Annotated in this window: 24 protein-coding genes, 2 tRNA genes and 1 pseudogene; 11 read left to right on the forward strand and 16 right to left on the reverse strand. The window is 67.6% G+C overall.

Features of this window, described 5'->3' with window-relative positions; translation table 11 throughout:
* From DFR72_RS39640 to pknB, 4 genes are read left to right on the forward strand one after another with little or no spacing between them, the layout of a single operon-like run.
* On the forward strand, positions 1 to 1,473 hold the full coding sequence (locus DFR72_RS39640) for an FtsW/RodA/SpoVE family cell cycle protein (protein ID WP_090072033.1): 1,473 nt from the start codon (positions 1 to 3) through the stop codon (positions 1,471 to 1,473).
* Entirely contained in the window at positions 1,470 to 2,942 is a 1,473-nt protein-coding gene (locus DFR72_RS39645; RefSeq protein ID WP_090072032.1) for a peptidoglycan D,D-transpeptidase FtsI family protein, read from the forward strand. The genes DFR72_RS39640 and DFR72_RS39645 overlap by 4 nt, the downstream gene beginning before the upstream one ends.
* Entirely contained in the window at positions 2,942 to 4,444 is a 1,503-nt protein-coding gene (locus tag DFR72_RS39650) for a serine/threonine-protein kinase (RefSeq protein ID WP_090072030.1), read from the forward strand. Before DFR72_RS39645 ends, DFR72_RS39650 begins: the two co-directional genes overlap by 1 nt.
* A gap of 55 nt (positions 4,445 to 4,499) precedes the next feature.
* Positions 4,500 to 6,500 (forward strand): Stk1 family PASTA domain-containing Ser/Thr kinase, encoded by a 2,001-nt coding sequence (gene pknB, locus DFR72_RS39655; RefSeq protein WP_090072028.1) that lies wholly within the window; start codon positions 4,500 to 4,502, stop codon positions 6,498 to 6,500.
* A gap of 56 nt (positions 6,501 to 6,556) precedes the next feature.
* On the opposite strand, the gene DFR72_RS39660 is transcribed toward pknB, so the two are convergent.
* Entirely contained in the window at positions 6,557 to 7,198 is a 642-nt protein-coding gene (locus tag DFR72_RS39660) for an aminodeoxychorismate/anthranilate synthase component II (RefSeq protein WP_090072026.1), read from the reverse strand.
* 77 nt (positions 7,199 to 7,275) lie between these two features.
* On the opposite strand from DFR72_RS39660, the gene DFR72_RS39665 reads away from it, so the two are divergent.
* From DFR72_RS39665 to DFR72_RS39675, 3 genes are all read left to right on the forward strand, one after another.
* Positions 7,276 to 8,619, forward strand: coding sequence for an FAD-dependent oxidoreductase (locus DFR72_RS39665; RefSeq protein WP_090072025.1), 1,344 nt, complete (start codon positions 7,276 to 7,278; stop codon positions 8,617 to 8,619).
* Between the two features lie 185 nt (positions 8,620 to 8,804).
* A complete protein-coding gene (locus DFR72_RS39670) occupies positions 8,805 to 8,990 on the forward strand; it encodes a hypothetical protein (protein WP_090072022.1) in 186 nt (61 codons plus the stop codon).
* Positions 8,991 to 9,034: 44 nt separating this feature from the next.
* Entirely contained in the window at positions 9,035 to 9,409 is a 375-nt protein-coding gene (locus DFR72_RS39675) for a hypothetical protein (RefSeq protein ID WP_114773942.1), read from the forward strand.
* A gap of 23 nt (positions 9,410 to 9,432) precedes the next feature.
* Here DFR72_RS39675 and DFR72_RS46050 read toward each other — a convergent pair whose 3' ends face one another.
* Both DFR72_RS46050 and DFR72_RS39680 read right to left on the reverse strand, forming a co-directional pair.
* Positions 9,433 to 9,588, reverse strand: a complete 156-nt coding sequence (locus DFR72_RS46050) for a hypothetical protein (protein ID WP_090072017.1) — start codon at positions 9,586 to 9,588, stop codon at positions 9,433 to 9,435.
* Positions 9,588 to 10,769, reverse strand: coding sequence for a class E sortase (locus DFR72_RS39680; protein WP_245983839.1), 1,182 nt, complete (start codon positions 10,767 to 10,769; stop codon positions 9,588 to 9,590). The genes DFR72_RS46050 and DFR72_RS39680 overlap by 1 nt, the downstream gene beginning before the upstream one ends.
* Positions 10,770 to 10,981: 212 nt before the next feature.
* Here DFR72_RS39680 and crgA point away from each other — a divergent pair, with 212 nt between their 5' ends.
* A complete protein-coding gene (gene crgA / locus DFR72_RS39685) occupies positions 10,982 to 11,248 on the forward strand; it encodes a cell division protein CrgA (protein ID WP_030465604.1) in 267 nt (88 codons plus the stop codon).
* 234 nt (positions 11,249 to 11,482) lie between these two features.
* Positions 11,483 to 11,878: a PH domain-containing protein gene (locus DFR72_RS39690; RefSeq protein WP_170176612.1), complete on the forward strand. Its 396-nt coding sequence runs from the start codon at positions 11,483 to 11,485 to the stop codon at positions 11,876 to 11,878.
* Between the two features lie 7 nt (positions 11,879 to 11,885).
* Here the strand turns inward: DFR72_RS39690 and DFR72_RS39695 are convergent, their stop codons facing one another.
* Both DFR72_RS39695 and DFR72_RS39700 read right to left on the reverse strand, forming a co-directional pair.
* A complete protein-coding gene (locus tag DFR72_RS39695) occupies positions 11,886 to 12,803 on the reverse strand; it encodes a rhomboid family intramembrane serine protease (protein ID WP_245983840.1) in 918 nt (305 codons plus the stop codon).
* Entirely contained in the window at positions 12,800 to 13,348 is a 549-nt protein-coding gene (locus DFR72_RS39700; RefSeq protein ID WP_245983841.1) for a peptidylprolyl isomerase, read from the reverse strand. The genes DFR72_RS39695 and DFR72_RS39700 overlap by 4 nt, the downstream gene beginning before the upstream one ends.
* A 93-nt stretch (positions 13,349 to 13,441) precedes the next feature.
* Between DFR72_RS39700 and DFR72_RS39705 the strand changes: the two genes are divergently transcribed.
* A complete protein-coding gene (locus DFR72_RS39705) occupies positions 13,442 to 14,008 on the forward strand; it encodes a hypothetical protein (RefSeq protein ID WP_090072014.1) in 567 nt (188 codons plus the stop codon).
* Between the two features lie 76 nt (positions 14,009 to 14,084).
* On the opposite strand, the gene DFR72_RS39710 is transcribed toward DFR72_RS39705, so the two are convergent.
* A complete protein-coding gene (locus DFR72_RS39710; protein ID WP_090072013.1) occupies positions 14,085 to 14,618 on the reverse strand; it encodes a DUF2020 domain-containing protein in 534 nt (177 codons plus the stop codon).
* Between the two features lie 109 nt (positions 14,619 to 14,727).
* On the opposite strand from DFR72_RS39710, the gene DFR72_RS39715 reads away from it, so the two are divergent.
* Complete coding sequence (locus tag DFR72_RS39715) at positions 14,728 to 15,120, forward strand: DoxX family protein (RefSeq protein WP_090072012.1); 393 nt, start codon at positions 14,728 to 14,730, stop codon at positions 15,118 to 15,120.
* A gap of 66 nt (positions 15,121 to 15,186) precedes the next feature.
* On the opposite strand, the gene DFR72_RS39720 is transcribed toward DFR72_RS39715, so the two are convergent.
* The 10 genes and pseudogenes from DFR72_RS39720 to dnaN all read right to left on the reverse strand — a co-directional run bounded on the left by DFR72_RS39720 (position 15,187) and on the right by dnaN (position 25,446).
* Positions 15,187 to 15,259, reverse strand: a tRNA-Ala gene (locus DFR72_RS39720).
* A 40-nt stretch (positions 15,260 to 15,299) separates the two neighbouring features.
* Positions 15,300 to 15,419: pseudogene (locus tag DFR72_RS46555) on the reverse strand (DLW-39 family protein); the annotation flags it as partial.
* Between the two features lie 200 nt (positions 15,420 to 15,619).
* A tRNA-Ile gene (locus DFR72_RS39725) sits at positions 15,620 to 15,693 on the reverse strand.
* A gap of 73 nt (positions 15,694 to 15,766) precedes the next feature.
* Complete coding sequence (locus DFR72_RS39730; RefSeq protein WP_425459940.1) at positions 15,767 to 16,612, reverse strand: DUF3566 domain-containing protein; 846 nt, start codon at positions 16,610 to 16,612, stop codon at positions 15,767 to 15,769.
* Positions 16,613 to 16,808: 196 nt separating this feature from the next.
* Positions 16,809 to 19,352: a DNA gyrase subunit A gene (gene gyrA, locus DFR72_RS39735; protein WP_090072011.1), complete on the reverse strand. Its 2,544-nt coding sequence runs from the start codon at positions 19,350 to 19,352 to the stop codon at positions 16,809 to 16,811.
* A gap of 49 nt (positions 19,353 to 19,401) precedes the next feature.
* Positions 19,402 to 21,372 (reverse strand): DNA topoisomerase (ATP-hydrolyzing) subunit B, encoded by a 1,971-nt coding sequence (gene gyrB / locus DFR72_RS39740; RefSeq protein WP_090072010.1) that lies wholly within the window; start codon positions 21,370 to 21,372, stop codon positions 19,402 to 19,404.
* 227 nt (positions 21,373 to 21,599) lie between these two features.
* Positions 21,600 to 22,133, reverse strand: a complete 534-nt coding sequence (locus DFR72_RS39745) for a DciA family protein (protein WP_090072009.1) — start codon at positions 22,131 to 22,133, stop codon at positions 21,600 to 21,602.
* Between the two features lie 118 nt (positions 22,134 to 22,251).
* Positions 22,252 to 23,358 carry a DNA replication/repair protein RecF gene (gene recF / locus DFR72_RS39750; protein WP_090072008.1) on the reverse strand — a complete coding sequence of 369 codons (1,107 nt, stop codon included), beginning with the start codon at positions 23,356 to 23,358 and terminating at the stop codon, positions 22,252 to 22,254.
* A gap of 5 nt (positions 23,359 to 23,363) precedes the next feature.
* Positions 23,364 to 24,278 (reverse strand): phosphogluconate dehydrogenase (NAD(+)-dependent, decarboxylating), encoded by a 915-nt coding sequence (gnd, locus tag DFR72_RS39755; protein ID WP_256240167.1) that lies wholly within the window; start codon positions 24,276 to 24,278, stop codon positions 23,364 to 23,366.
* 43 nt (positions 24,279 to 24,321) lie between these two features.
* Entirely contained in the window at positions 24,322 to 25,446 is a 1,125-nt protein-coding gene (gene dnaN / locus DFR72_RS39760; protein WP_090072005.1) for a DNA polymerase III subunit beta, read from the reverse strand.
* Positions 25,447 to 26,133: the final 687 nt, after the last annotated feature.

Genomic DNA, 26,133 nt, shown 5'->3' on the forward strand with positions numbered 1-26,133 from the left:
ATGGGCTCGCCCGTCCCCGCCGGGGAAGGTTCACCAGGCGCGTCGGCGACGACCAACACGTCGCCGGGGCTGAAGGCGCCGACACGACGCGGCACCGAACTGGTGATGCTGTCGTTCGCCGCCGGTCTCGTGACGCTGGCGCTGATCCTGGTCGAACTGAACCAGGAGCGCTCGCTGAGCCTGAGGATCCTCTACCTCGGTCTCGCGTACCTCGCACTCTTCGCATGTGCCCACCTCGCCGTGCGCAGGTGGGCGCCCTATGCCGACCCGGCGATCCTGCCGTGCGTCGCACTGCTCAACGGGCTCGGACTGGTGGTCATCCACCGGATCGACCTGGCCCTGGAGGGCACCGTCTTCCCGGACGGCTCCACGTGGGACCCGGTGGCGTTCAAGCAGGTCATCTGGACCGGCATCGGGTTGCTGATGTTCGCGGCCACGTTGAAGTTCCTCCCGGACCACCGGATGCTGGCGCGCTTCGGCTACACGTTCGGTCTCGTCGGACTGGTCGCGCTGCTGCTCCCCGGTGTGCTGCCCGGCTTCATCGCGCCGACGATCAACGGCGCGAAGATCTGGTTGCGCATCGGTCCGCTGTCGCTCCAGCCGGGTGAGTTCGCCAAGATCCTCCTGATGGTCTTCTTCGCCGCGTTCCTCGTGTCGAAGAGAGACCTGTTCACCGTGGCGGGCCGCCGTTTCCTCGGCATGGACCTGCCGCGTGCCCGTGACCTGGGCCCGCTGTTCGCGGCCTGGGGCGTCACGGTCGCGGTCATGGTGCTCCAGAAGGACCTGGGGTCCTCGCTGCTGTTCTTCGGCATCGTGCTCGTGCTGCTCTACATCGCGACCGAACGAGCGGCGTGGGTCGTGCTCGGTCTCGGCCTGTTCGCCGGCGGCGCCGTCATCGCGTGGAAGCTCTTCAACCACGTGCAGCAGCGCGTCGCGAACTGGCAGGACCCGATCGCCCGCTACGACATCATCGGTGGCGGGTACCAGATCTCGCAGTCGCTGTTCGGTCTCGCGACCGGCGGCATCGGCGGTGCGGGCCTCGGCGCCGGCCGCCCGGAGATGATCCCCGAGGCGAACACCGACTTCATCACCGCCGTGATCGGCGAGGAGCTCGGGTTCGTCGGCTTCGCGGCACTGCTGCTGGTCTACATGGTCTTCGCGTTGCGCGGCCTGCGCGGCGCCATCTCGGTGCGCGACAGCTTCGGCAAGCTCCTGGGCGGCGGTCTCGCGTTCGCGGTCTGCTTCCAGGTCTTCATCGTCGTCGGCGGCGTCACCAAGCTGATCCCGATGACGGGTATCACCGCGCCGTTCCTGTCCTACGGCGGTTCCTCACTTCTCGCGAACTACATCCTGGTCGCGTTGCTTCTGCGGATTTCTGCGGCGGCGCGGGCCCCGCAGCGGGTCGCGAAGCCGAAACCGCAACAGCCGGCTATCGCCGACCAGCACACTGTGATGGTGGAGCGTCCCAAATGAACACACCGCTCCGCCGCGTCGGCATGGCCATGATGGTGATGATCCTGCTCCTGCTGGGCAACGCCACGTGGGTCCAGGTGATCAACGCCGACGAGTGGCGCAAGAACGCCTACAACCGCCGGGTTCTGCTCGACGAGTACGCCCGCAAGCGCGGTCTGATCACCATCGCCGACGGCACGGTGATCGCGGACGTCAAGGAGACGACTGACCGTCTCCGGTACCTGCGCACGTACAACAGCGGTCCGGCCTATGCGCCCGTCACCGGCTACCTGTCGGTCACGTACGGCACCTCCGGCATGGAGCGCGCCGAGAACGACCTGCTCAACGGCTCGGACGACAGGCTGTTGACGCGCCGCATCTCCGCGCTGATCACCGGTCGTGACCCGGTCGGCGGCAACGTGCAGCTCACCCTGAACGCCAAGGTGCAGCAGACCGCGTACGACCAGCTGGTGGCGAAGGGCTTCACCGGCTCGGTCGTCGCCATCAAGCCGGACACCGGCGAGATCCTCGCGATGGCCAGCACACCGTCCTACGACCCGAACCTGCTCGCGAGCCACGACGTGAACGAGCAGGCTGCGGCGTGGAAGCAGCTCACCTCCAAGGACGGCGGCGACCCGCTGGTCAACCGCGCGACGCAGGCCCTGTACCCGGCCGGCTCGACGTTGAAGGTCCTCGTCGCCGCCGCGGCACTGGCCGACGGCAAGAACAAGGACACGCAGTACACCGCCAAGGGCTCGATCACGCTGCCCGGCAGCCAGACCCCGCTGCCGAACTTCAACGGCACCCCGTGCGGTCCCGGCGAGACGGTGTCGATGGAGACCGCGCTCGCCAAGTCGTGCAACACGGCGTTCGGTGAGATGGCGGGCCAGCTCGGCGCGAACAAGCTGCGCCGCCAGGCCGAGAAGTTCGGCTTCAACGACCCGGACCTCACGGTGCCGCTGGTCGTCGAGACCTCGACGCTCGGCCCGATCCCGGACGACGCGGCGCTCTACCAGACCGGCATCGGCCAGCGCGACGTGCAGATCACCCCGCTGGAGAACGCGGTGATCGCGGCGACGATCGCGAACAACGGCAAGCGCATGCAGCCGTACCTGGTGTCGAAGATCCTCGGCCCGGACCTGAAGTCTATCGACGACACCGAGCCCGACCAGGTCGAGACCGCGATGAGCACGGCCAACGCCAACGCCCTGCGCGACATGATGATCCAGTCGGAGATCAACACCGGTGGTGAGGGCCGCCTGCAGAACGTGCAGGTCGCGTCCAAGACCGGTACCGCCGAGCACGGTTCCGACGTGACGAAGTTCAAGCCGCACGCCTGGTACATCGCGTTCGCGCCGGCCCAGAAGCCGGAGATCGCGATCGCGGTCATCGTGGAGGACGGTGGCGACCGCGGGCTGGGTGCCACCGGTGGCAAGGTCGCCGCTCCGATCGGGCGCGCCGTGATGAACGCGTACCTGGCAGGCCGCTGATGCTGACCAAGGGCCAGCTCCTCGCCGACCGCTACCGCCTGAGCAGGCGGATCGCGGTCGGTGGCATGGGCGAGGTCTGGGAAGCGGCGGACGACAGGCTCGACCGCCGCGTCGCGGTGAAGGTGCTCAAGGCGGAGCTCTCCGGAGATCCCGAGTTCCTGCACCGGTTCCGCGTCGAGGCGCGGATGACCGCGTCGCTCAACCACCCCGGCATCGCGTCGGTGCACGACTACGGCGAGACCGCGTCGGTCGCGGACGGGCCGGAGGACACGGCGTACCTGGTGATGGAACTCGTCGAGGGCGAACCACTCGCGACGATCATCTCCCGGGGCCGGCTGACCGCCGACGTGACGCTCGACCTGCTGGAACAGACCGGGAACGCGTTGCAGGCGGCCCACGAACGCGGGCTCGTGCACCGCGACGTGAAGCCCGGCAACATCATGGTCACGCCGTCGGGGAAGGTGAAGATCACCGACTTCGGCATCGCGAAGGCCGTGGACGCGGCACCCGTGACGCGGTCCGGCATGGTGATGGGCACCGCGCACTACATCGCGCCCGAGCAGGCTCTTGGTGGCGAGGCCGAACCGGCGAGCGACGTCTACTCGTTGGCAGTGTGTGGTTACGAGTGCATGGCCGGTCATCGGCCGTTCCTCTCGGACAACGCGGTGACGGTCGCGATGATGCACATCCGCGACATCGCGCCGCCGTTGCCGCCGGACGTCCCGCCGGGTGCACGGGCGTTGATCGAGGCCACGCTGGTGAAGGATCCGAGGCAGCGCTACCGGACCGGCGGGGAGTTCGCCGCGGCCGTCAGCGCGGTGCGGGTGGGCCAGCCGCTGCCGACGCCGTCCGGGTTCACGATGCCCCAGGTGATCCCGCAGCAGCAGCAACAGCAGGTCGTGCAGGCACCACAGCCTCCGCCTCCTCCGCAGGTGTCGCAGCCGCTGTCGATTCCACCGCAGATGGCGCACCACCCGGGAGGACAGGGTCGTCCCGGTACCCATCCGACGATGCAGCCGGCGCACCAGACCGGGATGCAGCCGGTGCACCAGACCGGAACGTTCACCCCCATGCCGACACCGGCGGCGAGAAACCGGACCGTCGTCTGGGTTATGGTCGCTTTCCTGGTGGCTGTGCTGCTGGTGGTCGGCGTGGTAGTTCTGTGGAAGCTGACCGTCAAGAACAATGGCAGCACCGGGCAAGGCGGCCGGCCGACGACGTCCAGCACGGCGAACCCGAACGCCCCGGCGAGCGGTCAGGCGAAGCCCGACTCCGCTGACCGGATACCGGGCAGTCAGCCGATGCGGATCAACGAGGACGACTACATCGGCCGTTCCGGTGACGCGGTCAGCATCGACCTGATCGACCACGGCCTGGAGCCGCAGGTGCAGAGCGCGCAGGGCACAGCTCCGGGCGATTTGAAGAAGTGCCGGGTCACCGCCATCGCGCCCACAGGCGAGGTGCCGGTCGGCTCGCAGGTGAAGGTGACGTGCGCGCCATGAGCAAGACCAGAACCGAGTTCGGAACACCGTCGACGAGGAGCGGGACGAAGCACCGATGAGCACTCCGCGACTGCTCTCAAACCGCTACGAACTGGGTGAGACTCTCGGGTACGGCGGCATGTCCGAGGTCCACAAGGGGCGGGACGTCCGCCTCGGCAGAGACGTGGCGATCAAGGTGCTGCGGGCCGACCTCGCCCGTGACTCCCAGTTCCAGGAACGTTTCCGGCGTGAGGCCCAGAACTCCGCCGCCCTGAACCACCCGGCGATCGTCGCCGTCTACGACACAGGTGAGACGCAGACCGAGTACGGCCCGTTGCCGTACATCGTGATGGAGTTCGTCGACGGACGGACGCTGCGCGACATCGTGAAGACGCAGGGTCCGCTGTCGGGCAAGCGCGCGATGGAGGTCATGGCCGACGTCTCGGCCGCGCTCGACTTCAGCCACCGGCACGGCATCGTCCACCGCGACGTGAAGCCGGCGAACGTGATGATCACGAAGTCCGGTGCCGTGAAGGTGATGGACTTCGGCATCGCCCGCGCGCTGCACGACGGCCAGGCCGCGGTCACCCAGACCGCCGCCGTCATCGGCACGGCCCAGTACCTCTCGCCGGAGCAGGCGCGCGGCGAGTCCGTCGACGCCCGTTCCGACGTCTACGCGGCCGGTTGCGTGCTGTTCGAACTGCTCACCGGCGAGCCCCCGTTCACCGGTGACTCGCCCGTCGCGGTCGCGTACCAGCACGTGCGGGAAGACCCGAAGGCCCCGTCGCAGCTGAACCCGAAGGTGTCGCCGCAGCTCGACGCGATCGTGCTGAAGGCGATGTCGAAGGGTCCGGCGAACCGCTACCAGTCGGCTGCGGAGATGCGCGGAGACCTGGTGCGCGTGCTGTCGGGCCAGCGTCCGTCCGCGCCCGCCGTGATGACGGCCGAGGACCGCACCGCCGTGATGAACGAGCAGGCGGCGGCGCGTCCCGCCCGCACGCAGGTCGTGTCCGGTGGAAGGCACCGCCCGGCTGCGTTGAAGTCGGAGCCGGACGACGACTACGACCCGATCGCCGACGAGGAAGAAGAGCGTCGCGCGCGGCGCAAGAAGGCCATCATGATCACGCTCGTGGTGATCCTGTGCGTGGCCGTCCTCGGTCTCGCCGCGTGGATCACCACGAACCTGATGGGCAACGACAACGCGGCGCCGGAGAAGGCGTCCGTTCCGTCGGTCATCGGTCTGAGCGCGCTCGAAGCCAAGGAGACGATCACCAAGGCGGGTCTCGTGCCGGCCCAGGAGAACGTTCCCTGCGAACCGGGTCCGGCCGGCGCCGCGCCGAAGTGCACGGCAGACCAGATCAACAAGGTGATCGGCACCGATCCGGCCGAGGGCACCTCGCTGGCCAAGGGCACCAAGGTCACCATCTCCATCGGCGCGCTTCCCGGTGAGGGCGTCGTGCCCGATCTGAAGGGCAAGACCGCGGCAGAGGCCCAGCAGATCCTGGACAAGGACCCCAACGGCTTCAAGCTGGCGCAGGGCGAGTCGATCGAGGTCGACGACGCGTCCAAGGCCAACAAGGTCGCGGCGCAGACCCCCGACGTCGGCGTGAAGCAGAAGAAGGGCAGCACGATCACCATCCAGCTCGGCAAGGCGCCGGACCGGGTGAACGTGCCGTCCGTGCTGGGCGACGACGAGGCCGACGCTCGCCAGACCCTGGAGGGTTCCGGCTTCAAGGTCGTCATCAACCCGGTCGACAGCGCCAAGCCCGAGGGCACCGTCCTCACGCAGAACCCGCAGGCCAACAGCAAGGTCGACAAGGGCACGGCGGTCACGCTGACGGTCTCGAAAGGCAACCAGCTCGAGATGCCGGACCTCGTCGGCCTGGAGCAGAAGGAAGCCGAGCAGAAGCTCAGGGCGTTGGGCTGGAACGGTTCCTTCAACGTCGAGAAGGTCCAGAACACCGACCCGTCGAAGCGCGACAAGGTGCTCACGCAGCAGATCGCCAAGGGCACCGCGATCACGCGGGGCACCGCGGTGAACGTCACAGTGGCCCAGCTCGGGATCGGCGGCGGCTGATCCGCGGAACGTGAAAGGGGCGGCTTCCGTTGGGAAGCCGCCCCTTTCGTCTTTCGTCAGATGCGCGCGGCCGCGGCGAGCGTGCGCATGCCGTTCTCGAGCGTCGCGACGGTGGACTCGGGGACCTCGAAGCCGCAGACCTTCAGCCAGTTCGCGAGCATCCGGTGGCCGCCGTCGGTCAGCACCGACTCGGGGTGGAACTGCACACCCTCGACCGGGAGTTCCTTGTGGCGCATGCCCATCACGATGCCGGTCTCGGTCTTGCCGGTGACCTCGAACTCCGCGGGAATCGTCTCCGGCAGCACCGTCAGCGAGTGGTAGCGCGTCGCGATGAACGGCTGCGGCACGCCGGCGAGAACACCCTTGCCCTCGTGGAAGACGATGCTGGTCTTGCCGTGCAGCAACTCGGGCGCGCGGTCGACCGTGCCACCCCAGACGACGCCGATGGCCTGGTGGCCGAGGCACACGCCGAAGACGGGTTTGCCGGTGTCGGCGCACTTCTTGATGACGTCCATGCTCGCGCCCGCGCGCTCCGGTGTACCGGGGCCGGGGCTGACGAGGACACCGTCGACCTTACCGATCTCGTCGAGGTCCACCTCGTCGTTGCGCCGCACGACGCACTCCGCACCCAGCTGAGCCAGGTACTGGACCAGGTTGTAGACGAAGCTGTCGTAGTTGTCGACCACGAGCACGCGCATGGAGAGAGCCTAGTCGGTCGAGTCGAGTGAGTTAGCTCTCGTCTCCGCTCAGGTAAGGCTTGCCTAAAATAGGTGTCATGAGTCGTTCCTTGCGCGTCGCGGTCGTCGGCGCTGGACCGGCGGGCGTGTACGCCGCCGACATCCTCACCAAGTCCGACGTCGACGCGCAGATCGACCTCTTCGAGAAGCTGCCGGCGCCCTACGGCCTAGTCCGCTACGGAGTCGCGCCCGACCACCCGCGCATCAAGGGCATCGTCACGGCCCTGCAGAAGGTGCTCGACCGGCCGTCGGTCCGCTTCTTCGGCAACGTCGAGTACGGCGTCGACATCAAGCTCGACGACCTGCGCCAGTTCTACGACGCCGTCATCTTCTCCACCGGCGCCTCGGCCGACCGCGCTCTGGACGTCCCCGGCATCGACCTGCCCGGCAGCTACGGCGCCGCGGACTTCGTGTCCTGGTACGACGGCCACCCCGACGTCCCGCGCACCTGGCCGCTGGAAGCGCGGTCCGTCGCGGTGCTCGGCGTCGGCAACGTCGCCCTGGACGTGGCCCGCATCCTGGCCAAGACCGCAGACGAGCTGCTGGTCACCGAGATCCCCGAGAACGTCTACGAGGGCCTGGCGTCGTCCCCGGTCACGGACGTGCACGTCTTCGGCCGCCGCGGCCCGGCCCAGGCCAAGTTCACGCCACTGGAACTGCGCGAACTCGACCACTCGCCGAACGTCGAGGTGATCGTCCACGCCGAGGGCATCGAGTTCGACGAGGCCTCGATGCACGCGATCAGGACCAACAAGCAGGTCGAGATGATCGTGAAGACCCTCCAGGAGTGGGCGATCCGCGACGTGGGCACCCGCTGGCGCCGCCTGCACCTGCACTTCCTGGAGGCACCGGTCGAGGTGCTCGGCTCCGACCGCGTCACCGGCCTGCGCACCGAAACCCAGGAACTGACCGGCGACGGCAACGTCCGAGGCACCGGCGTCTTCACCGACTGGGACGTCCAAGCCGTCTACCGCGCCGTCGGCTACCTCTCGACACACCTGGCCGACCTCCCGTTCGACCACGTCTCGGGCACGATCCCCCACCTCGCCGGCCGCGTGCTGGACCTCGACGAGGTGCCCATGCCCGGCGTCTACACGACCGGCTGGATCAAGCGCGGCCCGATCGGCCTCATCGGCCACACCAAGGGCGACGCCCTGGAGACCATCACCAGCCTCCTCGAGGACGCCCCCGCACTCCCCCTCGCCACGTCGCCGTCGCCTGCGGCAGTGGTCGAGTTCCTGGAGCAGCGCGGCGTGCCGTTCGTGACCAACGAGGGCTGGGGCCGGCTCGACGCCCACGAGATCGCGCTGGGTGCGGCGCACGGGCGTCAGCGCGTGAAGGTCGTGTCTCGCGAGGAGATGACTGCGATTTCTAACGGCTGAGCTTGAACGGTGTGGGGCTGCACGGCTGCACGGCTGAGCGCTGCACGGTGTGGGGCTGCACGGCTGAACTTGAACGGCGTGAGCGCCGTCCCCGATGAAGCCGCCATCGCGTGTTCGCGCGGTGGCGGCTTCACCTATCTCGGTCGCGTCCGTGCGGCCACTGGGTCCGTGCGGCCACTGGGTCCGTGAACACCGAGCTCCGCAACCGTTTGCTGCGCCTCAACGGCGACCTCGCCGGTCTCAGGGTGGCGGCCGAGGACGCGATCTGGCTCGTGTGCGACCTGCTCGTCGAACTCGGCATCAAGCCGATGACCCAGCAGCAGGCTTCCTGGTGGTTCGCCCGGGACGTTGCCCGGCTCGTGCCGGCCTGAGACTCCATCGCGAGAACGGCGAGACCGAGCTGTGGGCGCTCGGCATGGAACTCGACAACGTCGACCTCATGCCTGCGAGGCTCTCGCCTGCGGAGATCGTCCGCACCGCCGACGAACGGCTCAGCGACCGGCGGTCACCGGCCTCAAGGCTTCAAGGCTTCAGCGTTGCCAGCAGCTGGCCGGTGAGCAGTCCACCGGCCTCTGAAACAAGGAGGACGGCGAGCCTGGTGCCCGCTGCCCCCGCGCGCTTCCTCATGCGCAACGACGACGGCGAGATTTTGGTTCCTGCGCCGCCCGACATCCTGTGGACAACTCCCCCGCCGCACAAGACCACGCTAACCCAACACCAAGCTGAGCTGCACAAACAGCGGGTCCAGCTCCATGATCGCCGCCGGACATCACCCGGTCAGGCGACCTGAACTGCGGCTCACCGAGGAGCGGCTCACTGCGTGGTGACGTTGTTGAACGGCAGCTTCGGCTCCGCCCACGGGAACACCACGAACATCAGCAGCGCGACGATGCCGGTGACCAGCACGACGGCCTCGATGACCCGCAGGAACAGCGGGCCCGGCAGGTGCCGCCAGATCCAGCCGTACATCAGCCCTCCGTCATCTCGGGCGGCGCGAAGCCGTCGGCCACCGGGTAGCTCTTGGTCTCGATGGCGTGCACGATCAGGCGCTGCTTGTCGGAGAAGCGCGGGTGGCAGGTCGTCAGCGTGAGCAGCCTTGCCTGCTTGTCTGCGGGCACGGCCGCGCCCACGTGGTGCGGGATGGGGGCGATGACCTCGCCCTGGGTCGGCACGACGATCTCCTGGCCTACGGTCTTCGCGTAGGCGTCGCCGAGCGTCGTCGACAGCGGGGCCACGCCGGCGCAGGCTGCTTCCTTCGACTTCGGGTTCGAGGCCCAGCCGGCTACTTCGCTGCTCATCGGCAGCACCCGGTAGACGTACCACTGGGTCTGGGTCTGCACGACGATCGAGTTGCAGGACTGGAGCAGGTCGAGGTCGTTGAACGGCGCGCCCTTGCCGACGCGGTGGCCGGCGATGGAGAAGTTGCCCGCCTCGCCCGGCTGGGCGGTGTCCTTGTAGTGGCCGGGGCCGATTTCGAGGTGCTTGTCCGTGGTGCCCTCGACGACGGAGAACTTCCAGTCGTTGCCGAAGACCGGGATGTACATCTTCGCGAAGGCCTTGCCCTCGATGAGGTTCAGCTGCGACTTGCGGTTCGGGTCGGCCGGGGGCGGCGTGACGACGTTCGAGCTCCATTCGGAGTCGAGCGCGGCGGTCGCGTCCTGCTGCTTCTCCGCGGAGAGCAGGTCGGTCACGTAGACCTCGTAGACGACGAACAGCAGGACGACCAGGCCCATCGTGATGAGGGCTTCGCCGACGCCGCGCACGGCCTTGCGCGCGGTGCTGTCGGGCGGCGGGGCGTCCTTCGCCGCGGGCTCGTCGTCGTAGTACTCGTCATCGTCGTAGTACTCGTCGTCGTAGTCGTCCTCGACGCGCGGGATCACCTCGGTGGGCGGGTCGACCGGGCGGGGACGTGGCGGCGGCATCGGCATCGGCCTGCGGGGCATTCCGCCCGGCGGCGTTCCGGGAGGCGGCACCGGTCGGCCCGGCTGGGGCATGCCACGAGCGGGCGTGCCCGGCGGCGGGGCAGGGAAGGGCGGACCGGGGAACGGCGGGCGCTGCTGCGCGTTCGGGGGCAGGCTTCCGGAGAAAGCACTGGTGAACTGCGTCGCCTCGGGCGGCGGCACGGGGTGGGGGGCCGGTGTGGCCCGCACGTGGTGCAGGTCATCTCGACGAGGTACAGGACGCCGTGGAGGCGGCTGCTGGGGTCCCGAGTTCACCTGAGAACCTCCGCGCGGACTGTGAACTGAAAACAACTGCGTCTACAAGGATGGTTCGCTGACCACCGTCGCTACGTTAACGTGTCTACCGAGTAGTGCACGTAAACTCGCGTCACTCACGGATATCCACGTCAGGCGAGGACAGCATGCCCAAGTCGAAGGTCCGGAAGAAGGCGGTCTACACCGCACCCACCGACCGCCGCACGCCGGTCAAGGTAAAGGCAGCGGGGCCGTCTCACCCGGTCTACGTCGTTGTCATGCTCGGCTTCATGCTGCTGGGCCTCGCGTGGCTGGTCGTCAACTACATCGCGGCCGAGAAGATCCCGTTCATGCTCGAGCTGGGCGCGTGGAACTTCGCCATCGGCTTCGCGCTGATGATCATCGGCCTGCTGATGACGATGCGCTGGCGCTGAGCGCTCGGCAAGTCACCGTTCGTACTGGTCGGCCCGGACGTCACACGTCCGGGCCGACCTTTGTTCGCCCCAGGTTCACCTGGTTCATCCCAGCGTCACCGAAGCACACGGCTGTAAGTCATCCCCATTGGGGACAAGTCCTGTGGACAACTTTGCACCAAAATGCACAAGCGACGGTTTTCCCTCATGCGGGCCCGTTCGGTTGTCCACAATTCATGCGGGACACTCGACAGTGTGACTCGAACCTGGTCCCCTCCGGCCGCGCAGGTCGCCGCCACGTGGCTGGCTGTCGGTGCCTTCGCCATCGCGACGATCACCGCCGACGACAACGCCGGCCGTCTCCTCATCGGGCTGGTGACGCTGATGGTCACCTTCTTCGCGCTGTTCTTCTCGGTCGCGCGGCCGAGGCTCACCGCGGACGCCGACGGCCTCACCGTGCGCGGGTTGACGGGCAGGACGCAGCTGCCCTGGCACGAGGTGAAGGTCAAGCTGCAGACCACTCGCCGGCTCGGCAGGGAACAGCAGACGCTGGAACTCGACGCCGAGGACCATCTCGTGGTGCTCACGAGGATGGACCTCGGCGCCGATCCCGAAGAAGTCGCCGGCGTGCTGCACGCACTGCGGCCGTGAACCGGTTCTAGCGGCAGGTCCTGGCGTATTCCAGGATCACTTCGGCTGCTGTGTCGAGTTGGGAGGCACGCAGCACGAACATGACCCCGAGCAACAACGCGGCCGCCGCCACAGCGCCGATCTGGTAGGCGTTGCGGTTCTTCGCGGGCGCCTTGACCAGGGCGAGCGTCAGCAGGCCGCCGATCACGAACCCGCCGAGGTGCCCGAGCAGCGAGGCGTTGGTGAAGAGGTTCGACACCAGGTTGATGCCGACGACCACGAGGATCGTCGAGATGTCGCGCTTCTGCCGCTTGAACACGATCAGCAGCGCGCCCATCAGGCCGAACACCGCGCCGGACGCTCCGGCGAGCTGCTGGCAGACGGTGCCGAAGAAGAACGCCGCCGCACTGCCGCCGAGCAGCGACAGGAAGTAGACGGCGCTGTACCGCAGCTTGCCCAGCTCCTGCTCGACCACCGGGCCCACCACGAAGAGCGCGGCCATGTTGAGCGCGAGGTGGATCAGGCCGAAGTGCATGAAGCCCGACGTGAGGATTCGCCACCACTCACCGTTGGCGGTGAGCTCCGGGATCATCGACGTCGTGGTGAACAGGCCGGCCCGCGAGTTGTTCATCGGGCTGCCGGACTGGACGACCGTGGCCACGTACGCGAGCACGTTGAGCGCGATCATCACCTGCGTGATGATCGGGCGGCCGGTGGAGACCACCGCTCCCGCGGACGTGCGGGCTTGGCGGACCGTGCGGGCGCCCTCGTTCACGCAGTCGACGCACTGCATGCCGACCGAGGCGTCGCGCAGACAGTCCGGGCACGCCGGACGGTCGCACCTGCTGCAGCGCAGCCGGGTGGGCCGATCGGAATGACGTGCGCAGACCGGGATGTCCGGCTGCGCTCCGATCGGCCCGTCCGGTGGCACGGGGGCGTTGCTCACGCGCGTTCGATCGTGATCCGCTCGATCTTGATGTCGTTGACCGGACGGTCGCCCGCACCGGTCGTGGTGCCGCCGATGGCGTCGACGACGTTGCGCGACTCCTGGTCGGCGACCTCACCGAAGATCGTGTGCTTGAAGTTCAGCCACGTCGTCGGCGCCACGGTCACGAAGAACTGCGAGCCGTTGGTGTTGGGGCCGGCGTTCGCCATCGCGAGCAGGTAGGGCTTGTTGAACTGCAGTTCGGAGTTGAACTCGTCCGCGAAGCGGTAGCCGGGGCCACCGCGACCGGTGCCGGTCGGGTCGCCGGTCTGGAGCATGAAGCCCGCGATGACGCGGTGGAAGAGGGTGCCGTCGTAGAACGGACCCGTCTTCGTGCCACTCGCGTTCGCCTCGGTGTAGGTCTTCGTGCCCTCGGCGAGCCCGACGAAGTTCGCCACCGTCTTGGGGGCGTGGTCGGGGAACAGGTTGATGCGGATGTCGCCCTGCGTGGTGTGCAGGGTCGCCGTCACCTTGGTCCCGACGAAGGATTCGTTGCTGTCAGCCACCACCCCATCGTGCCATCCACGGGCGGACATGTTCAGAAAGGGGCACGATGGGTACCTCTATGACATCACCGGACGACAAACCGTGGAGCAGAGATGGACGAGGTGGACGTCATGACCCGAGCCGGCGAGAACGTTGGCAAGGCTGTCGGCACCGGTCTGAAGGCCGCGCGTCAGGGTGTCGTTCGCGCTGGTCACGTCGCTGAGGTCAAGCTTGCCGAACGTGGCATCACGGCGGATCAGGTTCGCGGCGCACTCGTCGAGCGGGCTGACACGCTCATGGGCAAGGCCGAGGACTGGGAGAAGCAGACGCGTCGCTCTCGCAAGCGCCTCGCCAAGAAGAGCGCACAGACGCGCTCCGACCTCATGGGCAAGGCCGAGGTCGTGCGCAAGGAAGTGAAGAAGGCGGCGAAGAGCGCGCGCAAGGACGCCAAGGTGCGTGCCAAGGAGATCCGCAAGGCCGCGGCCCAGCTCGGTGCGGACGCACCGAAGCGCCGCCGCTGGCCGTGGGTGCTCGGTCTCCTGGTCGCGGCCGCGGCGGCTGGCTACGTCGCGATGACGCGCCGGCCGCAGGAGGTCCACCTGCAGGAAGAGGACCAGGTTCCGCACGCGGAGCCCGTCCTCAACGGGCAGGTGCCTTCCCAGAAGGAGCCGATCAAGTAAGTACGGCGACCGCTGACGTTCGTCGTGTCTTCCACCGCCCCCGTGCACTTTCGCGCGGGGGCGGTGTCATGCGCACTTAAATTTTCAGACCCTTGATCGCCTCTTCGGCGATGCGGCGCGCCTTGATCGACTGCTTCTGGTTGCTCGTGACGACCACAGCGGCGTCGCCCTTCGCCACGGCGTAGACGACACCGGTTTCGCTACTGACGTACCCTCCGGTCCAGCCGGTGGGCGAGCTCGCGGGCTGTGAACCGTCCGGCGCCGCCTTGTTCACGATGAGCTTCGCGACGCGCTCATCCCCCGCGTAGACCTGCACGGTCAACTGGATCTCAGTTGCGGTGGCGTAGAAGAAGCACGCCGGGTGAGGTTCGTCCGTTGACAGTTTCACTTTGGGTACGCGCTGTCCGTTGGCTTCCGCGACGAAACCGGTCGCCAGGTACGGGCACGTGCCGTCGTTCGCGGGCTGGGGCGCGGGCGGCACTGTCGGAGCCGCGCTGGTAGTGGTCGTGACCGGCTGGGGCTGGGTCGTGGGAACCGGCACGTCCTGGGCGACGGGGGTGCCGCATGCGGCGAGGACGCCGAGCAGGGGCAGCAGCAGTGCTCGTTTCATAGGGGCAACAGTCAACCAGATACCAAAAGCGCCTCTAGCGGGACACTCTAAATTGGTCCATACCTTTTGTGCCTTTGCCCCTGTATCCCCGCCCTGGAAGGACCCGATCATGGAGTTCCTGGAGCAACGACGAGAGCACGCCCTGGCGCTCTTCCGCATCATCATCGGTCTGCTCTTCGTGTTCCACGGCGTCCAGAAGCTGTCCAAGGGAGTCGATCTGCTCTCGTGGCCGTCCGGCCCCGTGGCCCTCATCGAGCTGATCGGCGGCGGTCTCATCGTCATCGGACTGTGGACGCGCTGGGCCGCATTGCTCAGTTCCGGCGCCATGGCCTACGCCTACTTCGTGGTGCATCAGCCGAAGGCCCTGCTGCCGATCGAGAACGGCGGCGAGCTCGCGGCGATCTACTCGTGGGCGTTCCTGTTGCTGGCGTTCACCGGTGCCGGCGCGTGGAGCATCGACGCCCTGCGCAAGGCGCCGAAGAAGTCGCTCGCCTCGGCGTGACGTGATGTGCGGAATGCACTGAAGCCCTGTTCGCAACGGCGCGAACAGGGCTTCGGTGAAAGCGGATGGAGACGAGGGGAATCGAACCCCTAACCCCCGCCTTGCAAAGGCGGTGCTCTGCCAATTGAGCTACGTCCCCTGGTCTGGGGGCGGCGGGCCGCCCGTCAGAGCAAAGATCAGTCGGTGGGAGCGGTGGCCTCGCGCCACAGGTCCGCGTCGGCCTTGGCCGAACGGCTGCGCTTGACGAAGAACAGAACCGCACCGGCGACCACGACGAGTGCGATGATCTTCTTAGCCACTTCGAATCCCTCCCAAAGACCGAAAAAGTAAGCGACCCCACCACGTTACAGCAGAACGGCGAGAGCCGACTGACCAACGGTGATGGGGGCTCCGGGGGCTTGCCCCCGGCCGGGGGTCTGGGGGCTTGGCCCCCAGATGAGGAACGATGATTCGGAAAAAGGTAGGCGCATTCCGCCTACACGGTAAGCCCCGAATCGAGTGGGCCTAGGAGGACTTGAACCTCCGACCTCTTCATTATCAGTGAAGCGCTCTAACCGCCTGAGCTATAGGCCCTCGATCAACCGTCACCCCTTGGGGCGACGAGGAGAACCTTACAGGATCGTCCTCGCCGCTCCCAAATCGGGGGTCACTCACGCTCGGAGAGCGTCAACTCCAAACCGCCGGCCAGATCCGCGGACACGTTGTAGACGAACGCGCCAACGGTTGCGAGGGCCGTGAACAGCACGATGTTGACGGCACCGATGATCGCCGAGACGCCGAAGACGCGGCCGGCACTGATCAACGGTTCGCCCGGCTCGTTGGCCTGGAGCAGGTCGTTCGCGGTGCTGTTGATCTTGTCCCAGACGCCCATGCCGTGCAGGACGCCGTAGAGCACGCCGACCGCCACGAGCCAGACGAAGAACAGTGCGACGCCCAGCACCAGGGCGAGCTTGAGCACCGACCACGGGTCGACGCGCTTCACCTGGAGCGAGGCGCGGCGCGGGCCACGGCCTGGACGGCGGGACGACGGGCTGGACGCGGCGGGGCGGGCCCCGCTGTTGCCCATGTTCACCGACGTGCGGCTGCTGCCCAGGCCGACCGGCACGGCCGAGCCCGTGACCACGGGCTTCTGGACCTTGACGGTGTCCGGGTCTGTCTGCGGGAACGCCGGGGCCGGTTCGGCTGCGGACGGGACGGGCGGTGCGCCCGGAGCCACGTACGTCTCGGTGGCGTCGCTGTGGGCAGCCTCCGTGTCGTTCGTCACTCGCTGCCAGGGCGGCGGTGTCGAGACGACGACCGGCTCGTCGGCGGCGGGCGCGGGTGCCGCGGTGGCGCCGCCGAGCGAGACCGTCTTCTCCTCCGCCGGAGCCGGGGTGGCGGCCGGAGCAGGAGCCGGGGTCGGCGTGGCGGTCGGTGCGGGAGTGGCCGGAGCCGCAGTCGCGGCCGGCTTCTCCTGGGCGGGTACGGCCTCGGCCGCCTTCTCCGCCGACACGGGCTTGGTCTTGTCCTGCGCGGTTCCACCCGAGGAACCGGAGGCCGCAGCCGAGTCCGCCTTCTTCTCCGCCGGCTTCTGCGCGGAGTTCTGCGGAGTCGGTTTGGTGATCACCGCGGTTTTGTCCGCGTCCCGACCTTCGCGGTTCTCGGGTGGAGTCACGAGCTTGTCCTTGACCTCTCGCTAGCGATGCCGACTACTCAGCCGAGTCGGTGGGGGTGACTGCCTCGTCAGCGGCAGAGTCCTCCGAGGCAGACGCCTCACTGATGATGACGTCGCTGGGCTCGTCCGCGTTGCGTGCGACGGCGATCAAAGTGGTGCTCTCGCCGAGGTTCATCAGCCGCACGCCCTTCGTCTGCCGTCCAGCCTTGCGCACCTGCTCGGCCCGAGTCCTGATGACCCCGCCGCTCGAGGTGATGGCGTAGAGCTCGTCGTCGACGTCGACGATGAGCGCGCCCACCAGCCTGCCACGACGACGGTCGTGCTGAATGGTCAGCACACCCTTGCCGCCACGCCCCTGGACCGGGTAGTCCTCGATGGGCGTTCGCTTCGAGTACCCACCGTCCGTCGCGACCAAAACGAACAAACCCTCTTGGACGACACCGACGGAAAGCAGCTCGTCATCGGCGTTGAACCGCATGCCCTGCACGCCTGACGTGGCACGTCCCATGGGGCGCAGCACGTCGTCGGTGGCGTGGAAGCGGATCGACTGGCCGTCGGCGGAGACCATGAGCAGGTCGTCGTCCGCCGAGCAGAGCACCGCTCCGACCAGCTCGTCGTCCTCGCGGAGGTTGATGCCGATAAGACCACCCGATCGGTTGGAATCGAAGTCGGTCAGCTTCGACTTCTTGACCAGGCCCTTGCGGGTGGCGAGCACGAGGTACGGCGACACCTCGTAGTTCTTGATCTGGATGACCTGCGCGATCTCCTCCTCCGGCTGGAAAGCGAGGAGGTTCGCGACGTGCTGGCCGCGGGCGTTGCGGTTCGCCTCGGGCAGCTCGTACGCCTTCGTGCGGTACACGCGGCCCTTGTTCGTGAAGAACAGGATCCAGTCGTGCGTCGAGCACACGAAGAAGTGCGCGACGATGTCGTCCTGCTTGAGCTGTGCGCCCTGCACGCCCTTGCCGCCGCGCTTCTGCGCCCGGTAGAGGTCGGTCTTGGTGCGCTTCGCGTAGCCGGTGCGCGTGATCGTGACGACCACGTCCTCGACCGCGATCAGGTCCTCCATGGACACGTCGCCGTCGAACGGGATGATCTCCGTGCGCCGGTCGTCGCCGTACTTGTCCACAATGGCCATGAGCTCGTCGCGCACGATGGCACGCTGGCGCTCCGGCTTCGCGAGGATGTCCTTGAGGTCCGCGATCTCGACCTCGATCTCGGCCAACTGGTCGATGATCTTCTGGCGCTCCAGGGCCGCGAGGCGGCGGAGCTGCATCTCCAGGATCGCGTTCGCCTGGATCTCGTCGACGTCGAGCAGTTCCATCAGGCCCGTGCGCGCGATGTCCGGCGTCTGCGACCGGCGGATCAACGCGATGACCTCGTCGAGGTGGTCGAGCGCCTTGACCAGACCGCGCAACACGTGTGCGCGCTCTTCGGCCTTGCGCAGGCGGAACCTGGTCCGCCGGACGATGACCTCGATCTGGTGCTTCACGTAGTGGCGGATCATCTGGTCGAGCCGCAGGGTGCGCGGCACGCCGTCGACCAGCGCCAGCATGTTCACGCCGAACGAGTACTGCAGCTGGGTGTGCTTGTAGAGGTTGTTCAGCACGACCTTCGCCACCGCGTCGCGCTTGAGCGTGACCACGATGCGCATGCCGCGGCGGCTGTTCGACTCGTCCGCGATGTTCGAGATGCCCGTGAGCTTCGCGTCGCGCACGAGCGCGGCGATGTTCTCGACGAGGTTGTCGGGGTTGACCTGGTACGGCAGCTCGGTGACGACCAGGATCGTGCGGCCCTTGGCGTCCTCGTCGACCTCGATGACCGCGCGCATCTTCACCGAGCCGCGGCCGGTGCGGTACGCGTCCTGGATGCCCGAGTTGCCGAGGATCTGGCCGTGCGTCGGGAAGTCCGGGCCCTTGATCCGCTCGATGACGGCTTCGAGGGTCTCCTCGTCGGAGGCTTCCCAGTTGTCCAGCGCCCACACCACGCCCGACGCGACCTCGCGCAGGTTGTGCGGCGGGATGTTCGTCGCCATGCCGACCGCGATGCCCGAGCTGCCGTTGATCAGCAGGTTGGGGATGCGGGACGGCAGGACCGTCGGCTCCTGGATGCGGCCGTCGTAGTTGTCGCGGAAGTCGACGGTCTCTTCCTCGATGTCCGCGAGCATCTGCATGGCCAGCGGGGTCAGGCGGCACTCGGTGTAGCGCATGGCGGCGGCCGGGTCGTTGCCCGGCGAGCCGAAGTTGCCCTGGCCGTCGATCAGCGGGTACCGCATGGCCCACGGCTGGGCGAGCCGCACGAGCGCGTCGTAGATCGACGAGTCGCCGTGCGGGTGGTAGTTGCCCATCACGTCGCCGACGACGCGGGCGCACTTGTTGTAGCCGCGGTCCGGCCGGAAGCCCGAGTCGAACATCGAGTAGAGCACGCGGATGTGCACGGGCTTGAGCCCGTCACGCACGTCCGGCAGTGCCCGGCCGACGATGACGCTCATCGCGTACGCGATGTAGGAGTTCTGCATCTCCTGCTGGATGTCGACCGGCTCGGTGCGGTCGTGCTCCGGCGGAAGGGTCGTCTCAGTCACGGTTCTTCTTTCCTCTTCGCCAGCCGTGGATGTCTAGAAGGGACCGGACTCAGACGTCCAGGAACTTCACGTCCTTGGCGTTGCGCGTGATGAACGAGCGGCGCGCCTCGACGTCCTCACCCATGAGCACGCTGAACAGCTCGTCGGCGGTGGCGGCGTCGTCCATGGTGACCTGGAGGAGCACCCGGTTCGCGGGGTCCATCGTGGTCTCCCACAGCTCCGCGGCGTTCATCTCGCCGAGACCCTTGTAGCGCTGGATGTTGTCGTCCTTGCCGAGCTTCTTGCCGGCGGCGAGGCCTTCCTTGATCAGGCCGTCGCGCTCGCGGTCGGAGTACGCGTACTCCGGCTCGATCCGCTGCCACTTGATCTTGTAGAGCGGCGGCTGGGCGAGGTAGACGTGGCCGTGTTCGAGCAGCGGCTGCATGAAGCGGAACAGCAGGGTGAGCAGCAGCGTGCGGATGTGCTGGCCGTCGACGTCGGCGTCGGCCATCAGGATGATCTTGTGATAGCGCAGCTTCGACAGGTCGAACTCGTCGTGGATGCTCGTGCCCAGAGCGGTGATCATGCTCTGGACCTCGTTGTTCTTCAGCACGCGGTCGATGCGCGCCTTCTCCACGTTGATGATCTTGCCGCGGATCGGCAGGATGGCCTGGTACATGGAGTCCCGGCCTTCCTTGGCCGAGCCACCGGCGGAGTCGCCCTCGACGACGTAGAGCTCGCACTCCTCCGGGTTGGTGGAGCGGCAGTCCTTCAGCTTGCCCGGCAGGCCGCCGATGTCCAGCGCGCCCTTGCGGCGGACCAGCTCACGGGCCTTGCGCGCGGCCATGCGGGCCTGCGCCGACGAGACCGCCTTGGTGACGATCGTCTTCGCTTCGTTGGGGTGGCGCTCGAACCAGTCGGCCAGGTGCTCGTTCGTCGACTTCTGCACGAACGACTTGGCCTCGCTGTTGCCCAGCTTGGTCTTCGTCTGGCCCTCGAACTGGGGCTCCTTCAACTTCACCGAGATGATCGCGGCGAGACCCTCGCGGATGTCGTCACCGGTGAGGTTGGTGTCCTTCTCCTTGAGCAGCTTCTTCTCACGCGCGTACTCGTTGACGACGCGCGTCAACGCGGCGCGGAAGCCCTCTTCGTGCGTGCCGCCCTCGTGCGTGTTGATCGTGTTCGCGAAGGTGTAGACCGAGGCCGTGTAGCCGGTGTTCCACTGCATCGCGACCTCGACCTCGAGGTCCTGGCCCTTCGCCTCGAACGCGATGACCTTCTGGTGCACCGCTTCGCGCGTGTGGTTGATGTGGCGGACGAAGTCCTCCAGACCACCCGGGTAGTGGTAGACGCGTTCCTTCACCGCGGCCTGGTGGCCCTCGGCGTCGGCTTCCTCGTCCTCCTCCGAGACCCGCTCGTCGCGCAGGATGATGGTGATCCCCTTGTTGAGGAACGCCATTTCCTGCAGCCGGCGCGCGATCGTCTCGACGTTGTACGTCGTGGTCTCGAAGATCTCCGGGTCGGCCCAGAACGTGGTCGTGGTGCCGGTCTCGTCGGTCGCCTCGCCCTGGCGCAGCTCGTGCGCGGGCTTGGAGGCCTCGTAGCGCTGGGTCCAGACGTGACCCTGGCGCCTGATCTCGAGGTCGACGGCGGTGGACAGCGCGTTCACCACGGAGATGCCGACGCCGTGCAGACCGCCGGACACCGCGTAGGAGTCGCTGTCGAACTTGCCGCCCGCGTGCAGCTTGGTCATGACGACCTCGACGGTCGGCACGTTCTCCACCGGGTGCATGTCGATCGGGATGCCGCGACCGTCGTCGATCACCCGGACGCCGCCGTTGGCCAGCAGGGTGACGTCGACCTTCGTCGCGTAACCGGCCATCGCCTCGTCGACGGAGTTGTCCACGACCTCCTGGACCAGGTGGTGCAGACCGCGCTCGCCGGTCGAGCCGATGTACATGCCCGGCCTCTTGCGCACTGCCTCGAGGCCTTCGAGGACGGTGATCGAGGACGCGCCGTACTCATTCTTCTTAGCTGACACGGGCCTGGAGTCTCCTCGCTGATGCGGGCAGGACCCGCACGGTGATGGGTGACGCTTCTGTGATTCTACCGGTGCACCCCGACAGAACGGGGTCAAGGACACCTTTGATTCGGTCACAGAGCGCCTCAAGCGCCATCAGACGGGTCAGGACCGCTGAAAAGGGGGTTCAAATCCGCAGGTGAACACTCGTTGCGCCACAGAATCGCCGCTGAGCCCTTGACAGGACCTCACCCGTAGGTGTCACGCGGACCGCGCCCAGGCGCGTGCCTGGGGCCGTGTCGCCAGCTGGGAGCGTCCGGTCCCTTGATCTTGAGCCTTTTGACGACGCCGTTGCCCACGCCCGCGGCGATCCGTTTGATCAGCTCGCGCTGCAGCAGGCGCAGCTGGGTGGCCCACGCCGTCGACGACGCCTGGACCGTCAGTTCCCCGTCACTGAGAGCGATTGGTGTCGCGTGCTCGGCGACGTCCTCACCTACTAATTTTGCCCAACGACCGAAGACCTGGCCACCCTGGAGTTGCTCGACCCAGCCGCGGTCCGCCGCGATCCTGGAGGCGATCCGGCCGAGAGGCTGGGGGTCGCGGTCGTCCGGGCCCGCGCCCGACCAGCGACGCCGCCGACGGTTGACCGGACGGCCCTGCGACTTGCTCCCCGGCACCCGCCCGCGGGCCTTCGCGGCCGCTTTCGCCGCTTCCAAAGCAGCTCGGGCGAGGTCCGAACCCTTGAGCTGCTCACCCTCAGGTGTGAATGAACCTGTGGACAAGTCCGGATTTGTGACGGAGTTATCCACACCATCCACAGACTTGTCCCCAGATGTGTGGGCAGACACACCCGATCGAGCTACATGTGGGGGCTTTGAACCCCGAGAGTCAGCCTCCGAGTCAGACACGCCGAACCTCCCCGCCGTGGACCTCGAACCGGGCACCGACCAGCTCGTCCGGAACGTCCTCCGCCACCGCCGCGGTGATCAGCACCTGCTCGGCGGCGGCCGCCACCTTCGCCAGTTGCCGACGCCGGCCGCGGTCGAGTTCCGCGAACACATCGTCCAGCACGAGCACCGGTTCGATGCCGTCGACACGCATCAGTTCGTATCCGCCGAGTCGCAGGGCGAGCGCGAAAGACCATGACTCTCCGTGACTGGCGTAGCCCTTCGCCGGCAGTTCGCCGAGCGTCAGGTCCAGGTCGTCGCGGTGGGGGCCGACGAGGCACACGCCCCGTTCGATCTCCTGCCGCCGCACCCGGTCGAGCTCGGCCAGCAGCAGGTCCTCGATGCTCTCCCGGTCCTCCGGCAGGTCGCCGACACTCGACCGGTACGCGATGAGCGCCGGACGGGACTCCGGAGCGACCTCCGCATAGGCCGACGTCACGTGATCCGCCATGTCGCGGATCAGCTTCAACCGCGCCGCCAGCAGCTCCGCGCCGTGCTTGGCGAGGTGCCCGTCCCAGACGTCGAGCGTCGAGAGGTCCGCCGATCGCGAGTGCTTCACCGTCTTCAACAACGCGCTGCGCTGCTTCAGGACACGGTCGTAGTCACTGCGGACACCGGCATAACGCGGTGTGCGCAGCACGAGCATCTCGTCGAGGAACCGCCGCCGGTCGCTCGGATCGCCCCGTACGAGAGAGAGGTCCTCCGGCGCGAACAACACGGTGCGCAGGATCCCGAGCACGTCACGCGGACGCGGTACCGGACCCCGGTTGATGCGCGCCCGGTTCGACTTGCCGGCGGTGATCTCCAGTTCGACGAGCAGCTCGCGGTCGTCGTTGACCACGGCCGCCCGCACGACGGCGCGCTGGGCGCCGTGCCGGATCAGCGGCGCGTCGGTGGAGACGCGGTGCGAACCCAGCGTCGCCACGTACCCGAGCGCCTCGACCAGGTTCGTCTTGCCCTGGCCGTTGCGCCCGACGAGCACTGACGCGCCGGGTTCGAGCTCCAGGTCGGCGAGCTCCCACGACCGGAAGTCGCTGACCTGGAGGTGTCTGACGTGCACTCTCGCTAGCCCTGGGTGCTGCCGGCGCCGGACGACGGTCCGGCGAGGTGCACCGAGTGACCACCGAACTGGTTGCGCAGCGCGGCGACCGCACGCATCGCGGGCGAGTCCTCCTGCCGCGACTGGAACCGCGCGAAGAGGGCGGCGGAGATCACCGGGAGCGGCACCGCGTTGTTGATGCCCTCCTCGACGGTCCACCGGCCCTCGCCCGAGTCCTCGACGTACCCGCGCAGGTCGTCGAGCTCCGGGTCGGACTCCAGCGCCCGCACCAGCAGGTCGAGCAGCCACGACCGCACGACGGTTCCGCGCTGCCAGGCCGAGATGACCGCGGGCACGTTGTCCACGACGTCGGTCTTGTCGAGCAGCTCGAAGCCCTCGGCGTACGCCTGCATCAGGCCGTACTCGATGCCGTTGTGGACCATCTTCGAGTAGTGGCCGGCGCCGACCTTGCCCGCGTGCGCGAAGCCTTCCTCGCGCGGACCGTCGGGACGCAGCGCGTCGAAGATCGGCATCGCCTGCTCGACGTGCGCGGCGTCGCCGCCGACCATGAGCGCGTAGCCGTTCTCGAGGCCCCACACACCGCCGGACACGCCGCAGTCGAGGTAGCCGATCTCCTTCTCCGCCAACAGGTCCGCGTGGACCCGGTCGTCGGTGAACTTGGAGTTGCCGCCGTCGACGACGAGGTCGCCGGGTGACAGGAGCCCGGACAGCTCCTTCACCGTGTCACGGGTGATGTCGCCGGCGGGCACCATCACCCACACCACGCGCGGCGCTTCGAGCTTGGACACCATGTCCGCCAACGACTCCGAGTCGCTGACCTCGGGGTTGCGGTCGTAGCCGATCACCTCGTGACCGGCCCGGCGCACCCGCTCGCGCATGTTGAAACCCATCTTGCCGAGGCCGACGAGTCCGAGCTGCACGGTGTTCTCCCCTACGTTCTTCTGGTACCCGGTAAGGGTTTTCTCAGCCGGGAAGGCGAACGGGCATGAGCAGGTACAGGTAGCCCGGCGCCACGTTCCCATCCTCGTCCACCGGCTTCAGCAACGCCGGTCGGCTGGGTGTGGTGAAGGACAAGTGGACTTTCTGCGTGCGGACCGCACCGAGGCCGTCGAGCAGGTAGCCCGGGTTGAACGCGATGGTGACCGCGTCGCCGGTGTACTCGACCGGGAGCTCTTCCTCGGCCGAACCCTCGTCGTCGCCACCGGCGGAGAGACGAAGACCACCGTCGACGAACTCGAGGCGCACCTGGGTGCCGCGCTCGGCGACGAGCGACACGCGCTTGATCGCCTGCTGCAGCGCGTCGATGTCGATGATCGCCGCGGCGCTGTGCTCGGAGGGCAGCAGCTGACGGTACTTCGGGAAGTCCGCGTCGAGCAGGCGGGTGGTGGTCCGCTTGCCGGAGCCGGAGAGACCGAGCAGTCCGTCGTTGGCCGCGAGCGACATCTCGACCTTGGCGCCGGACGAGCCGAGCGTCTTGGCCGCGTCGCCGAGGGTGCGGGCCGGGACGAGGACCGCGACCTCGCCGAGGGTTGCGTCCGGCTCCCAGGGGAACTCCCGCATGGCGAGCCGGAACCGGTCGGTGGCGACGAGGGTCAGCTTGCCCTCGCCGATCTCGACGCGGACGCCGGTCAGCATCGGGAGCGTGTCGTCCTTGCCGGCCGCGACGGCGACCTGGCTGACCGCCTCACCGAAGACCTCGCCGGGGAGCTCGCCGATCAGCTGGGGCATCGACGGGAGGGCCGGGTAGTCCTCGACCGGCATCGTCGGGAGGCTGAACCTGGCACTGCCACAGCTGATCATCATTCGAGAGCCGTCGACCGCGATCTCGACGGGGTGGTTCGGCAGCGCCTTGGTGATGTCGGCGAGAAGACGCCCGGAGACCAGGGCGCGGCCACCGTCGGCGATCGTCGCCGGGACACCGACCTGGGCGGAGACCTCGTAGTCGAACCCGGAGACCGTCAGCGAGTCGTCCGACTCCGCGTCGAGCAGCACGCCGCCCAGCACGGGGACCGGTGGACGGGACGGAAGGCTTCGAGCGACCCAGGCGACTGCGTCGGCCAGGCCGTCGCGTTCGACGCGGATCTTCATGAGGCGTCCTTTCCTCGACAGTCGACAAGCCCGACCACGACAACGTGCCAGTGGGGGTCAGGGAGCCTCGACCTCGGCTGACCGAGGTGCGGAGCGCCAACGTTAGAGCGTCCTGGCCCTTCCCGTCACTTCGGGGTTCGGCCACCGATCCCCGGGAGTTGTCCACGCTGTTTTGCTTTTGAGTTCTTCCTAGAAGAGATCAAACAGCAGTAACAGTAAGGGTTGTGGATTGTGGGGACAGCCCTTAAACATGCAGGTCAAGGTGTCACCCACCATGTGGACTAAGGGGGGACAACACCCGGGGACAGATCGGCCCACCCGGGGACAACCAGTTGTGCACAGGTCTCGATCCACAGATCGTCCACAGTTGTCCCCGGGTGCGTCCCCGGGTGTGGGCCAGTTGTACCCGGGTGTTCAACAGGCTTCTGTGGCCAGATCGTGGCCGGGGCCACAGACTTTTCCAGTTGTCCCCACCCCTTCGAGTGCAGGGGACGAACAGAAAGCTTCGCCGCGCGGCGGTTCGAGCCTCGTCTACCCGGGTACGTGTGCGGCGCGTGGTGGTGGTTGGAGGCGCACGTACTGATGCAGTCCCATCGTTGCGCCGAAGTCGTCCCCGGGTGTTGGCCGTCGAGCCGCGGCCGCGTCCCCGGGTGTCCGTCTCACACCCCACCGGTCGCGTCCCCGGGC

The organism is Lentzea flaviverrucosa, assembly GCF_003350445.1.
GTDB lineage: Bacteria > Actinomycetota > Actinomycetes > Mycobacteriales > Pseudonocardiaceae > Lentzea > Lentzea californiensis.